General features: G+C 52.8%; 11 protein-coding genes. 4 read left to right on the forward strand and 7 right to left on the reverse strand.

Annotated features, from left to right (window positions below; all coding sequences use genetic code 11):
• The 7 genes from NH461_RS20700 to puuE all read right to left on the reverse strand — a co-directional run bounded on the left by NH461_RS20700 (nucleotide 1) and on the right by puuE (nucleotide 6,545).
• Nucleotides 1–1,122, reverse strand: a complete 1,122-nt coding sequence (locus NH461_RS20700; protein ID WP_261604489.1) for a helix-turn-helix domain-containing protein — start codon at nucleotides 1,120–1,122, stop codon at nucleotides 1–3.
• A 2-nt stretch (nucleotides 1,123–1,124) separates the two neighbouring features.
• A complete protein-coding gene (locus NH461_RS20705; RefSeq protein WP_261604490.1) occupies nucleotides 1,125–1,808 on the reverse strand; it encodes a hypothetical protein in 684 nt (227 codons plus the stop codon).
• Between the two features lie 226 nt (nucleotides 1,809–2,034).
• Complete coding sequence (locus tag NH461_RS20710) at nucleotides 2,035–3,309, reverse strand: urate hydroxylase PuuD (RefSeq protein WP_261604491.1); 1,275 nt, start codon at nucleotides 3,307–3,309, stop codon at nucleotides 2,035–2,037.
• A 2-nt stretch (nucleotides 3,310–3,311) separates the two neighbouring features.
• Entirely contained in the window at nucleotides 3,312–3,890 is a 579-nt protein-coding gene (locus NH461_RS20715; RefSeq protein ID WP_261604492.1) for an ureidoglycolate lyase, read from the reverse strand.
• A gap of 22 nt (nucleotides 3,891–3,912) precedes the next feature.
• Nucleotides 3,913–4,899 (reverse strand): allantoicase, encoded by a 987-nt coding sequence (alc, locus tag NH461_RS20720; RefSeq protein WP_261604493.1) that lies wholly within the window; start codon nucleotides 4,897–4,899, stop codon nucleotides 3,913–3,915.
• Between the two features lie 162 nt (nucleotides 4,900–5,061).
• Complete coding sequence (uraD, locus tag NH461_RS20725) at nucleotides 5,062–5,577, reverse strand: 2-oxo-4-hydroxy-4-carboxy-5-ureidoimidazoline decarboxylase (RefSeq protein ID WP_255391010.1); 516 nt, start codon at nucleotides 5,575–5,577, stop codon at nucleotides 5,062–5,064.
• A gap of 32 nt (nucleotides 5,578–5,609) precedes the next feature.
• A complete protein-coding gene (gene puuE, locus NH461_RS20730; RefSeq protein ID WP_261604494.1) occupies nucleotides 5,610–6,545 on the reverse strand; it encodes an allantoinase PuuE in 936 nt (311 codons plus the stop codon).
• 351 nt (nucleotides 6,546–6,896) lie between these two features.
• Here puuE and uraH point away from each other — a divergent pair, with 351 nt between their 5' ends.
• The 4 genes from uraH (at nucleotide 6,897) to NH461_RS20750 (ending at nucleotide 12,252) form a co-directional block, all read left to right on the forward strand.
• Nucleotides 6,897–7,250, forward strand: coding sequence for a hydroxyisourate hydrolase (uraH, locus tag NH461_RS20735; protein WP_261604495.1), 354 nt, complete (start codon nucleotides 6,897–6,899; stop codon nucleotides 7,248–7,250).
• Between the two features lie 199 nt (nucleotides 7,251–7,449).
• Nucleotides 7,450–8,793 carry an NCS2 family permease gene (locus NH461_RS20740; protein ID WP_261604496.1) on the forward strand — a complete coding sequence of 448 codons (1,344 nt, stop codon included), beginning with the start codon at nucleotides 7,450–7,452 and terminating at the stop codon, nucleotides 8,791–8,793.
• 434 nt (nucleotides 8,794–9,227) lie between these two features.
• Nucleotides 9,228–10,676: a nucleobase:cation symporter-2 family protein gene (locus NH461_RS20745; RefSeq protein ID WP_261604497.1), complete on the forward strand. Its 1,449-nt coding sequence runs from the start codon at nucleotides 9,228–9,230 to the stop codon at nucleotides 10,674–10,676.
• A 205-nt stretch (nucleotides 10,677–10,881) separates the two neighbouring features.
• Nucleotides 10,882–12,252 (forward strand): 8-oxoguanine deaminase, encoded by a 1,371-nt coding sequence (locus NH461_RS20750; RefSeq protein ID WP_261604498.1) that lies wholly within the window; start codon nucleotides 10,882–10,884, stop codon nucleotides 12,250–12,252.
• Nucleotides 12,253–12,319: the final 67 nt, after the last annotated feature.

Here is a 12,319-nt window from a genome sequence, read left to right on the forward strand (position 1 = left end):
TTAGCGAACAACACTAAATTTAGGTTTCTTATATAAACTAGAACGTTCGTTTTTCAGTCCAAACAAGTCATACACAAGACGTTCATTAACACCTACCGAATTCAACAAATCTCGCCAAGTATAAACTTCAAGCATATTAACCATATTAGGCAAAAGAAACGGAGGCTCATCTCGAACCAGCTCATCGCCTAATTCTTTAATAGCATAACCTCTCGTATTCAAATGCATATACGCCGTTCTAGCTTTTTGGTCATTTATTAGCCCTAATTGTTTTGCTCTATAAACAATTGCTTTTAAACTAACCTTCCATCTAGCTTTAAATTGAACCATTTTATCCCAATCAAATCTCCCTTCACCACTACATGGAAATTCTTTTACGAATGAAGTCCTTGGCAATAAAAAACTACTAGCAAAATAGTCAGCCTGTGATTCTGTACTAGCATCGCCCGTTATAATATCTTCATGAAAAAGCAAATGGCCTAACTCATGAGCTAAAGTAAAGCGATTACGGCAAGCACTCGCAACATCATTATCTAAGATAATCAATGGCCTGGCGTTCGATACAGAAAACGCATCAACTCTGCCATCCGTTCCTCTAGAGTTTGATACCACAATTCCAACATGCTCGATCAGCTCAGTGATATTAGAAATGGGTCCCATTCCTAAATCCCAATAATTCCTTACTGATTCACTTAGCCTTTCAATTTCAGAGTTCTTACTAATATCAAATCTTGAGACATCAGGAAGATCTACTTCTGGCAACTCAAATTCTTCGTCCAGTCTTTTTAGGATTGAGCTTAAAATTTCAACCCGCGACTTAACATTTAAAGTGACAGTCTTTGTTCTAGTCTTCAAACTCCTAAAGTGACACTTTTCAGTGTCAATATGAGAATTTCTCTCTGTAAAGAGAAAATCAGGCGTAATATCTAGAGCCCTACATATCTTTTCTATGACTTCAACGGTAGGCTCTGTTCCTTTTTCAAGCTTATGAACAAACTGTCTCGACTTACCGATATAACTAGCTAGCTCCTCCATAGAAAGCATTTTTGCTCTACGGGCGACAGTAAGCTTCTCATGGCGATAATACTTCCCACCGCTAAAAGCTTGGTTAAAAAGATCCATTACTATTGACCTTTAGATTCTTTCTCTTCATTTTTTCTAACACGACGAACAAGTTTAACTGGCTTCGCTTTTGACTCTTCTAACAACGGTTCAGCTTGCTGAACCGGCAGTTGCTCTACAGACTCTTCTCGTAGCGGAGAATTAACAACTACTGGCACAACAACGTCATCATATGTGTAAGAAGCAACTACCTTATTATCATCCAAGCCAATAAGCTTTATTTTAGGTAAGGATTCTAAATCATTTGCGTTACTGATAGAAACCTTCATATCGAGAATCAAGCGCCAAACAAGTGCACGAGGTAGATCAGAGTCCTCAAATAACGAGAGCTGCTCCTGTTCTACTTCAGATGGCATGTATCTACGGTGCTTTCTAGGGTTGTGGACATCATCAGTAACAATAGATACTGGTACACTATTAATCTTGAATACTTGCCCTAGACCACTCTTCCCAATTGTAATCGAAGGATACTTGCTAGAAAGAGCCATACGTTCAATAACATTTAGCGCCCAACCGTACTTCTTCGTACCAATAGTCCAAGCATCATCATACTTACTATTGATACTATCTTTGAGTTCAAAGCATGCTTTGGTCAATTGCTGCATCACAACATCTACGTCAGACTTGTTCAACGTAGGTTCGAAATCCCAAGGCATCGATTGAAAATCGCTCTGCATAATTGCCACTGCTCCTTTTTCGGTTATATTGATTTTTGTCAACCATGATTATGCGGCAATTATACATTTTGTCAACCTGGAGTTCGCGGATATTGAAATTTGTAAACCTGGAGTAAATTATTGTATTTGCATGCGCAACGCACAAACAAAAAAGCCCCGGACTCAGGCCGGGGCAACACCACAACAGGCGGTTAAGAAGATTGCGATGACAATCTAAGTGGACACTCGACGGGAACTATTGCAATAACGCGCCCTGCTGGACCCATTTGCCGACGAGCGCACGCTCTTCGTCCGTCATCTGAGTCAGGTTCCCCAAAGGCATCACCTTAGTTTGCACAGCCTGCGCAACAATGCGCGGCGCGTTGGTTTGGATCTCCTCCGGCGTATCCAGGATCACCCCGGCAGGTGCTGTACGGAATGCCGCATTGGTCGGCGTGGCCGAGTGACATTCGGTACAGCGGTTTTGAATCACTTCGTGCACCTTGGCAAAGCTGATCCCAGTCGCAACTGGCTTCGCTGCTGAGCTGTGATCACCCGCTGGCGCCGTACTTTCTGCATGGCTGGCAGGTGTCTGGCTTACCGGTGCAGCGGCAGTCACCGGCGTACTCGGCTGGTTTGCATAAGGTGAGGTCACAAAGGCCAGAGCAATCATCCCCAGAGCAGCGACCGGCACCGTCCAGACATACTTCTGGCCGTCATGACGGGTGTTGAAGTAATGGCGGACCAGGACACTGAATACCGCCAGGCCCGCGAGGATCAGCCAGTTATATTCCGAACCATAAGTGCTCGGGAAGTGGTTGCTGATCATGATAAACAGCACCGGCAGCGTCAGGTAGTTGTTATGGCGTGAGCGCAGCAGCCCTTTGGCCGGCAGCTCCGGATCCGGTTCGCGGTTCTCTTCAATCGCTTTCACCAGCCCGCGCTGTGCCGGCATGATGACGCGGAACACGTTCCCCACCATGATGGTGCCGATAATCGCCCCGACATGGATATACGCACCCCGGCCACTGAACACCTGCGACAAGCCGTAGGCAGCACCCACTAAGCCAAGAAATAGGACTAGTCCGAGCAGTGCTGGCTGTTTACCCAGCGCTGAATCACACAAGAAGTCGTAAATCAGCCAGCCCGCTACCAAGGCACCAATACCGATGGCAATGGCTGTTGATGGCGCCATGTCCGCACCCGGCGCAATCAGGTAAATCTTGGGGTTCAGGTAGTAGACAATAAACAGCAGGCAGATCCCTGAAATCCAGGTGAAGTACGCTTCCCACTTAAACCAGTGGAGGTTTTCCGGCATCTTCGGCGGCGCCAGTTTGTATTTTTCCAGGTGGTAGATCCCGCCACCATGGATAGCCCATAAGTCTCCGGAAAGGCCGGTTTTCGGATTCACCCGGTTGAGGTTATTTTCCAGCCATACGAAGTAGAAGGATGCGCCAATCCAGGCAATCCCAACAATCATATGAATCCAGCGTACTGCCAAATTCAACCATTCCGTGATATGTGGATCCATTTTTAACTCCTTGACAGCAACTGAGCCGTGTTTGCTTGATGCTGTTTAATGGTGATGTCGCAATGCGGTATGTCCTCTAAATGCAGTGATACCAGCTCTTGATTAAAATAGACTTCGTCGCAGTTATTCCCTTCGCCGGCGCGATCAACAATCAGGAACTGATCTTGATCAGTCAGCGCCAGGACCGGGTGATGCCACACACCTTTGTGGTAGTTCACCCCCTGGCGCCCGTTGCTGTAAAACGCGCGACATTGAGAAAGCTGCGGGTCGTCCCCTTTGGGGGCAACCACAATTAAGTAAGGTTGCCCGAGTAATGGCATAAACGCCTGCGAACCCAGCGGATGGCGCTCAAGCATCGAAATTGTCAGGGGATACACCAGCGGTGTGGCCTGAAAAATACTGATGATTGCCCGGCCACCCTGCTCAGCCACATCGGTGTCGGCCAGCTGGTGATAACGACGGGTTGAACCGTTGTTAATCATGAAGTAGTCACGGTTTTCCACTTCAATGACGTCACCAAAGGGCGCAAACGCTTCCTGGGTCAGTGGCGTGATGGTTAACCGGCGTAATCCATTACTCATTATTTAATTCTCCTGGTTTGGTTTAATCAGCTTTTGTGCCGAACAGGCGTAAACGGCTGATCCCGCCATCCGGGAAGATGTTCAGGCGAACGTGCGTGACCGGTCCCAGATCGTTAATCTCGCTGGCGAACTCATGAATTTCATGGGCGCTCAGTTTTTGCGAAGGCAGCAGCTCACGCCAGAACAGGCTCTGGGTCGCAACCTGATCATCGGTGCCGCCTTTAACGTAGGCCGCCTGAATCGAGCAGCTGTCCGGATAGTTGCCTTTAAAGTGGGCGGTATCGACCACAATGCGGTCGATCTTGCCGGCATGGCCCAGTGCCACCAGCACCCAGTCGTTGCCCGGGGTACGACGACGCGCGGTTTCCCAGCCGTCACCCATGTTTTCGCCACGGCCCGGACCCAAGATGTTCGAGGTGCTGCCGTAGTGCTCATCACTACAGGCCACGGCACGGCCACCGTTCTCAACCGCTACCAGATCAATTTGTTGCTGCGAATCGATGCGATCCCAGTCCACCGCCGGTTGACCATAGACACGCAGACGCGCCACGCCACCATCCGGATAAATGTTCAGGCGAATGTGGGTGTAGGTTTTCTCACTGCTGATCACCTGCAGGTGATGGTGGTTACCCTGCAGGCTCAGCGACGGCAGAATTTCTTCCCACTCGGTGTTGCTATCGGGCGCACCATCCGGGCTGTAGCAGGCATCGAGCGACGCCGATGGCGGGAAGTTGCCGGTAAAGAACGAAGTATCAATATCTACTCCGGCAATCACGCCCGACATCGCCAGCTTGACCACACAGTAATCATAGCCTTCGCTGCGTTTACGGCGGGTTTCCCAGCCGTCCATCCATTTGCCGTTGTCATCAAATACGCCTTCTTTCCACTCCGGCGCTTCGCGGCGCAGCAGGCGGCTTTTATCGGCGAAGAAATCGTCCGTTGCATACAGCGCTTCTGCGCCCAGTTTTTCATCAGCCAGATTGACGTATTGCGAGAAATCTAAGGACATGTTTTGTTATCCCTTCCAATTAATTAGTTAATCAATAAAGAACTCGGAGAAAGTCTGGCTCCCCTGCAACCACCAGGCGTTCGGCCCGTACAGTGCCAGTCAGGGTTCCGGAATCGTCGTCAGCTTGCGTCTTCTGCCCAAAGGCTTACAGATTCAAGAGACTTACAGATCCCAGAGACGTAAAAATGCGATTTTGTTGATTTCGTTGATCGCGGTTTCAAATTCGGTGTCGCGGTCGTTATTGAGCCGCGTTTCGAACGCCGCGAGGATCTGATGCCGGTTCGCGCCTTTCACCGCCATGATGAACGGGAAATTGAACTTGGCTTTGTAGCGATCGTTGTAGGTGGTGAATTTGTCGAACTCTTCCGGGGTACACTGATCAATCCCCGCGCCCGACTGCTCTTTGGTCGAAGCCTCCGTCAGCTCGCCGTTAATTGCGGCGCGTCCGGCTAAATCCGGGTGTGCATTAATTAGATCGAGCTGGGCCTGAAAATCAGCCCCTTCAAGCGCAGCGGCCATTCTCTGATGCAGGTTTTCAATCTGATCGTCTTGCGGCCCAATGCCCTGCTCAAAGACGGTTTCGGCCACCCATGGGCTGTGCTCATAAATATCGCCGAAAGCCTCGAGAAAGTTCGCCCGGCTCATTTCAGAAGGCTTACAAAATCGGAATGCGGTCATAAAGTGGTTCTCCTTCCTTGAGTGAGCCGGTGTCAGGCACCGGTTCCATGATTCGGTTTGCCCCGGTAGGGGTGGTGTTCATGCCAGTGGCGCGCAATATCAATGCGGCGACACAGCCAGACATCATCATGACGCTTCACATAATCGAGGAAGCGGCGCAGCGATGCGATCCGGCCCGGACGGCCAATCAAACGGCAGTGCAGCCCGACCGACATCATCTTCGGCGCGGTCGCCCCTTCGGCATACAGGGTGTCGAAGGTGTCTTTCAGGTACTGGTAAAACTGCTCGCCGGAGTTAAATCCCTGCACGGTCGCAAAGCGCATATCATTGACATCCAGGGTGTACGGGATCACCAGCTGCGGCTTGCCGGCTTCGGTGTGCCAGTATGGCAGATCATCGTCATAGGCGTCGGAGTCATACATGAATCCGCCTTCTTCGGCAATGATGCGCCGGGTATTCGGCCCTGTCCGGCCGGTATACCAGCCATACGGCCGCTCACCGGTAATGTTGCGGATGATGTCGATCGCCTTGAACATATGATCCCGCTCTTGCGTCTCATCCATATACTGGTAGTCAATCCAGCGATAGCCGTGGCTGCAGATTTCATGACCGGCTTCGACCATGGCCCGAGCGACATCCGGATGACGCTCCATCGCCATCGCCACCGCAAACACTGTTAAGGGAATGTTATATTCCTCAAACAATCGTAACACCCGCCACACGCCAGCACGACTGCCATATTCATAGATGGACTCCATACTGATATGTCGCTCACCTTTTATCGGTTGCGCAGCCGGGATTTCTGACAGGAATGCTTCCGATTCCTCGTCACCATGAAGCAGACAGCGTTCGCCGCCCTCTTCGTAATTCAAGACAAATGACACCGCGACTCTGGCGCGATTCGGCCATTTCGGATCAGGCGGATTGGCCCCGTACCCGATCAGATCTCTTGAATATTCCTTATCCATCCAAGTTCTCCTTACGCTCGGCCATGTGTTTTTGTATACATGGCCAATCACTTTGTATTAAACATTGTATACAACAAAACAAAACATTGTAAAGATTTTGTTTCAATAAAACAGTTCAGCAACAGACACCGTAAATTCAGCACGTTACAAGCTTTTCAAGACAATAGCTGAGTTTGAACCCGCGCACACACCGATAAATTCCGCGAATTTATTATTAACATAATGGTAACAGTGTGCTTTACTTACCAGTACATTGTGTACAGATGACCGATTCGACCAAGCCGTAGTCACTGACACTTGTATACAAAAAGACAAGAGTTACACAAGGAGAACGCACTGCGTTTAAAACATATGGGTAAATTGACAACACATGTATTGGATACAATGAGTGGCCTTCCCGGCGCGGAAATTAAAGTAGAACTGTTCCGCCATCAGGGTGAGCACTATGAACGCATTCAAACGGTCACCACCAACAGTGATGGCCGAACCGACAGTCCGATCCTCGAAGATGCGGCATTTCAGGCTGGGAAATACCAGCTGGTGTTTTACGTCGCGGATTACTTTCGCCAACAAGGTGTCACCCTCGATGAAGTCCCGTTCCTCGATGACGTGGTGATCCGCTTTGGCCTCAATGACGAGCAAGCCCACTACCATGTACCGCTGCTGGTCTCCCCCTACAGTTTCTCGACCTATCGCGGCAGCTAAAACGCTGCTGAGGCATGTAGATATAATAGCGTGTAGATATAAAGTGAAGCGCCTGCTGAGAACGCACCGACGCCCCCTTCGGGGGGCGACCTTCAAACAGAGATGCAAACAACACAACAACACAACAAACAGCAGATGGAGAATTGGAATTTGGTTGTATTCAATTTGCTGACATAAACAGACAAAAGGTTCGCTGAACATGAGTGAGAGCAAAACGGAAGTACTCAATAACTCAGGATCTGAGGGGATCCTGGAGCGCTTTTTCCAGTTAAAGGCGCATGGCTCCAGTGTAAAAAATGAAATGATTGGCGGTATTACCACTTTTGCCACCATGGCCTACATCATTTTCGTCAATCCAAACATTATGGCCGCTTCAGGGATGGATAAAGGCGCGGTCTTTGTCGCCACCTGCATCGGCGCCGCAATCGGCTGCCTGCTGATGGGACTGTTTGCCAACTGGCCGGTCGGTCTGGCACCCGGAATGGGGCTGAACGCCTTCTTCTCGTTCACAGTCGTCAGTGAGATGGGCTACAGCTGGGAAGTCGCCCTGGGGGCGGTGTTTCTCTCCGGCCTGTTGTTCGTCGGGATGAGTTTCTACAAAGTGCGGGAATGGATCATCGACAGTATTCCGCCCAGTCTACGCTTTGCGATGACGGCCGGGGTCGGTTTGTTCCTCGGGCTGATTGGCCTGAAAACCGCCGGGATCGTCGTCGATAACCCGGCTACCCTGGTCTCGCTGGGCGACTTCACCAAACCCGAAGCCCTGCTGGCAGCGATCGGCTTTCTGATCATCGCCGTTCTGAGTGAGCGCAAGGTGTTTGGTGCGGTTCTCATCGGCATTTTAAGCGTGACCCTGATCGGCATGATGCTCGGGCTGGTTACTTATCACGGTGTGTTCTCTGCCCCACCAAGTATTGCCCCGACATTCCTGGCGATGGATATCAGCGGCGCGTTCCAGATCTCGATGGTCAGCGTGATCCTGGCTTTCCTGTTCGTCAACATGTTCGACACCGCAGGCACCCTGATGGGCGTGGCGGAGCGGGCGAATCTGATCAACCACGACACCGGCAGAATTGAAGGCCTGAGCAAAGCGCTTAAGGCCGACAGTATCGCCAGTGTCGCCGGTGCCTGCGTCGGCTGTCCACCGGTCACCAGTTACGTCGAAAGTGCGGCCGGGGTTTCTGCCGGAGCCCGCACGGGTCTGTCGGCACTGGTCGTCGGTGCCCTGTTCGTCGCGGCCATTTTCCTCTCGCCGCTGGCGGGGATGATCCCGGCTTACGCCACCTCGGGCGCGCTGATTTACGTTGCATTCGTCATGATGAGCAGTATGCAGCACGTGAACTGGAAATCATTCACCGACTCAGCACCAGCCGCCATCACGGCGCTGATGATGCCGCTGACGTTTTCCATCGCCAACGGGATAGCCTTGGGCTTTATCACTTATACCGTGCTGAAAGTCACCACCGGCCATCAACGGGATGTCTCCATCTCGATGTATGCGCTGACGGCGCTCTTTATCGCCAAACTGATCTACATCGGCTAGGCATTTGATGCGGCGGCAGGACAACTGCCGCCGCATCCGCGACACAAGCAATCAACAAATAGTAAAAGGTGCCCGTCTGAAACAGAGGACCGTGACGGTCAGCTCTGTCGGATCCGTGTACCTGAAATTCAGCTGGAAATAAACATCCCGCGCTGCCCAGGTCAGCATCCTATACCAATCACAGTCAGTAAGTGAGCAGAAATAGCGCAGGAAAAATGCTTGAGAACAAGGCGGAATTTTTCGATAAGTAGTTATTCTACAATCAAAAATTCTAACGCAGTTATCGAGCGTTTTAACAAGCTAGGATGATCAATTATTGACTACGATTGGTATTACAGCGCGGGGGACAAGGATGGCCCTGCCCCGGATGTAGCGGTCGTGAACCCAAAAACAGAGATAGCCATGAACGGACATGGCGCGGAGAGGAACAGTCAATGAAACTACTGTATACCTTAAACGAACGACCTCCTTATGGATTAACCTTTCTCCTTGCACTGCAACATATGCTGGCCTCCATTGGTGGGATCGTTGCAGTCCCCTTAATTGTCGGCTCTTCCATTGGCCTGCCCAGTGGCGAAGTCGTCTCCCTGATCAACGCTGCCCTGCTGGCCTCAGGCGTGGTGACAATTGCCCAGTGTATCGGCATCGGCCCGGTCGGGATCCGGTTGCCGGTGGTGATGGGCTCCAGCTTCGGCTTTCTCGGCGTTGCCATCAGTATCGGCAAAGACGGCGGGGTTGGTAGCATCATGGGCGCGGCCCTGATCGGCTCCTTCTTCGTGATCCTCGCCAGCTTCTATATGGACAAAGTCCGCAAGCTGTTCCCGACCGTGGTCAGCGGCGTGGTCGTCACCTTAATCGGCCTGACGATCCTGCCCGTGGCGATGAACTGGGTCGGTGACGCCCCGGCGGTGAGCCAGGAATTCGCCACCCTGCCGAAACTCTTCCTCGCTGCGATATCGCTGGGCATCGTCGTGATAGTCTCGGTGTACTGCCGCGGCGCTGTCGCCGCTTCTGCCATTGTGATTGGTCTAGCGGGTGGCTACCTGGTTGCACTATCGCTGGGAATGGTCGATTTGGAGCAAATCGCTGCGACGCCGTGGGTCGGTGGCCCTGAGCCACTGAAATATGGCCTGACCTTCTCTGCTGGTGCAATTGTCAGTATGAGTCTGGTCTACATTGTGGTGATTGCCGAAGCGACCGGGGATTTCATGGCACTGGCCAATAACTGCCAGACCCGCATCGACGGTAAAGATCTCAAACGCGGCCTGTTAGGCGACGGACTGGGCAGCACCCTGGCCGCTTTGCTGACCGCCATGCCGCTGGCGTCCTTCAGTCAGAATGTCGGGATTGTCGGGATCACCGGCGTGGCGAGCCGCTACGTGGTTGCTGCAACCGGCGGTCTGCTGATCCTCGGCGGCCTGTTTCCGAAGCTGGCAGCCATTGCCGTCACCATTCCGAAACCGGTTCTCGGCGGGGTCGGTTTCGTGATGTTCGGGATGATCGCCTATGCCGGGATCCGGATGCTGATCAAAGCCGCCGATACCAAGCGCAATGCGCTGGTGATCTGTGTTGGTCTGGCCTCGGGTCTGGCGGTGACTTTCGAGCCTCGTCTGCTCCAGCATCTGCCGCATGATTTGTCCAACTTTCTGCATTCCGGGATCACCACGGGTACCATTGTCACCGTGATCCTCAACCAGCTGTTGCCGAAATCGACCCGCAAGGAAGAGCGCGAAGCACTGGTGGAAAGCCAGGCCCAGGTTGAACTGGAGCTGGCCGAGCACGACAGCGAACACGCAACTGTCGCAGCGACAGCGGAAACCAAGGAAACCGCCGCGCAGGATCAGGCACCGTCGCGTCAGCAGCTCAACATACAGCAAGAGTAAACTCAGACCGCCGTGGTTGTTGAGTTAGTGTTCAACGCTGGCAGCTAACAACTGACAACGCGGATCAGCAACCCAGCAGACACGGCGGTCTTTTTCACGCCTGTTCGGGTCCATGTCGGCCCCGTTCAGGCATTTCAACCACCGTAAATAACCCTGTAAAGACCCTCTCCCCTGCAAAGGCAGAGATGGCTAAGGAATCACATGAATGGAAACCATCTGGATTAAACATCCACTCGCTGTTTACACCGGTACTACAGATGATGCCCGCGGCGGCATCGTGGTCCGGGGCGATCAAATTATCGAACTGCTCGCTCCGAACCAGACCCCGACCACACCCGTCGACTATACCGTGGACGCCTCGCGCCATGTCGTCACCCCCGGACTGGTCAATGCCCATCATCACTTCTATCAGACCTTGACCCGAGCCTACCCGGATGCACTCAACAAGGAGCTGTTCCACTGGCTCAAAAGCCTGTATCCGGTCTGGGCCAATCTTGATGCCGAAATGATGCAGGTCGCAACCGAGCTGGCACTGGTCGAGCTGATGCTCTCGGGCTGTACCACGGCGTCCGATCACCACTACCTGCTGCCCAACGGCCTGGAACACGCCATTGACTTGCAGGTGGAAACCGCGCAGAAACTCGGCGTACGGGCCATTTTTACCCGCGGCTCCATGAGTCTGGGCGAAGACGACGGCGGCCTACCGCCACGGCAGACCATTCAGACCGAGCAGGCTATTCTCGATGACAGCACCCGACTGATCCGCGACTATCACCAGACCCATGACGGCGCGATGACCCAAATCGCCCTGGCGCCGTGCTCGCCGTTTTCCGTCACCACAGATCTGATGAAAGAGACCGCCTACCTCGGCGAGCAGCATCAGGTGATGCTGCACACCCATTTATGTGAAACGCTGGATGAAGAAGACTTCTGCCTCGACCAATTCGGCATGCGCCCGGTCGATTACCTTGAAGAAGTCGGCTGGCTCAACGATCGGACCTGGCTGGCCCACGGCATCCACTTCAACAAGCAGGAAATCGAGCGCTTGGGCAAAGCGGGCGTCGGGATCTGTCACTGTCCGACCTCCAACATGATGCTGGCCTCCGGGATCTGTAAAAACCGTGACCTGGAAGCTGCCGGGGTGAAAGTCGGTCTCGGCGTCGATGGTTCCGCCTCCAATGACGGCTCCAACCTGATCGCCGAAGTCCGCATGGCCATGTACCTGCAACGGCTACAATACGGCTCTGCCAGCGTGACTCATGTTGATGCCCTGCGCTGGGCAACATCCGGCTCGGCCCGGGCAATGGGGCGCACCGACATCGGCACACTCGCCGTCGGCAAGCAAGCCGATTTGGCGATGTTTACCTTAGATGATATCCGGTTCTCCGGCAGCCACGACCCACTGGCCGCGTTAATCCTCTGCGGCGCGCAACAAGCCGACCGGGTGATGGTCGCCGGCAAATGGCGGGTCTACGACGGAGTGGTTTCAGGCGTCGATATGGAGCAACTCCTGCACCGCCACCGCGCCGCCGCCAAACGCCTGGCACAAAAAGCGCAGGACAGCATGCGCAGATAAAAGCCTCACAAGAAGAGATTGTCCGCTTCCGCCCTGTCAGCACTGGCTGCAGGGCGGTTTTTGTTGG

The organism is Photobacterium sp. TY1-4 (assembly GCF_025398175.1).
In the GTDB taxonomy this organism is placed as follows: domain Bacteria; phylum Pseudomonadota; class Gammaproteobacteria; order Enterobacterales; family Vibrionaceae; genus Photobacterium.

What these genes read in the sequence shown, in the direction of transcription:
- NH461_RS20700 (WP_261604489.1), bottom strand. Translation starts at nt 1,122, where the DNA reads ATGGATCTTTTTAACCAAGCTTTTAGCGGTGGGAAGTATTATCGCCAT.
- NH461_RS20710 (WP_261604491.1), bottom strand. Translation starts at nt 3,309, where the DNA reads ATGGATCCACATATCACGGAATGGTTGAATTTGGCAGTACGCTGGATT.
- NH461_RS20715 (WP_261604492.1), bottom strand. Translation starts at nt 3,890, where the DNA reads ATGAGTAATGGATTACGCCGGTTAACCATCACGCCACTGACCCAGGAA.
- alc (WP_261604493.1), bottom strand. Translation starts at nt 4,899, where the DNA reads ATGTCCTTAGATTTCTCGCAATACGTCAATCTGGCTGATGAAAAACTG.
- uraD (WP_255391010.1), bottom strand. Translation starts at nt 5,577, where the DNA reads ATGACCGCATTCCGATTTTGTAAGCCTTCTGAAATGAGCCGGGCGAAC.
- puuE (WP_261604494.1), bottom strand. Translation starts at nt 6,545, where the DNA reads ATGGATAAGGAATATTCAAGAGATCTGATCGGGTACGGGGCCAATCCG.
- uraH (WP_261604495.1), top strand. Translation starts at nt 6,897, where the DNA reads ATGGGTAAATTGACAACACATGTATTGGATACAATGAGTGGCCTTCCC.
- NH461_RS20740 (WP_261604496.1), top strand. Translation starts at nt 7,450, where the DNA reads ATGAGTGAGAGCAAAACGGAAGTACTCAATAACTCAGGATCTGAGGGG.
- NH461_RS20745 (WP_261604497.1), top strand. Translation starts at nt 9,228, where the DNA reads ATGAAACTACTGTATACCTTAAACGAACGACCTCCTTATGGATTAACC.
- NH461_RS20750 (WP_261604498.1), top strand. Translation starts at nt 10,882, where the DNA reads ATGGAAACCATCTGGATTAAACATCCACTCGCTGTTTACACCGGTACT.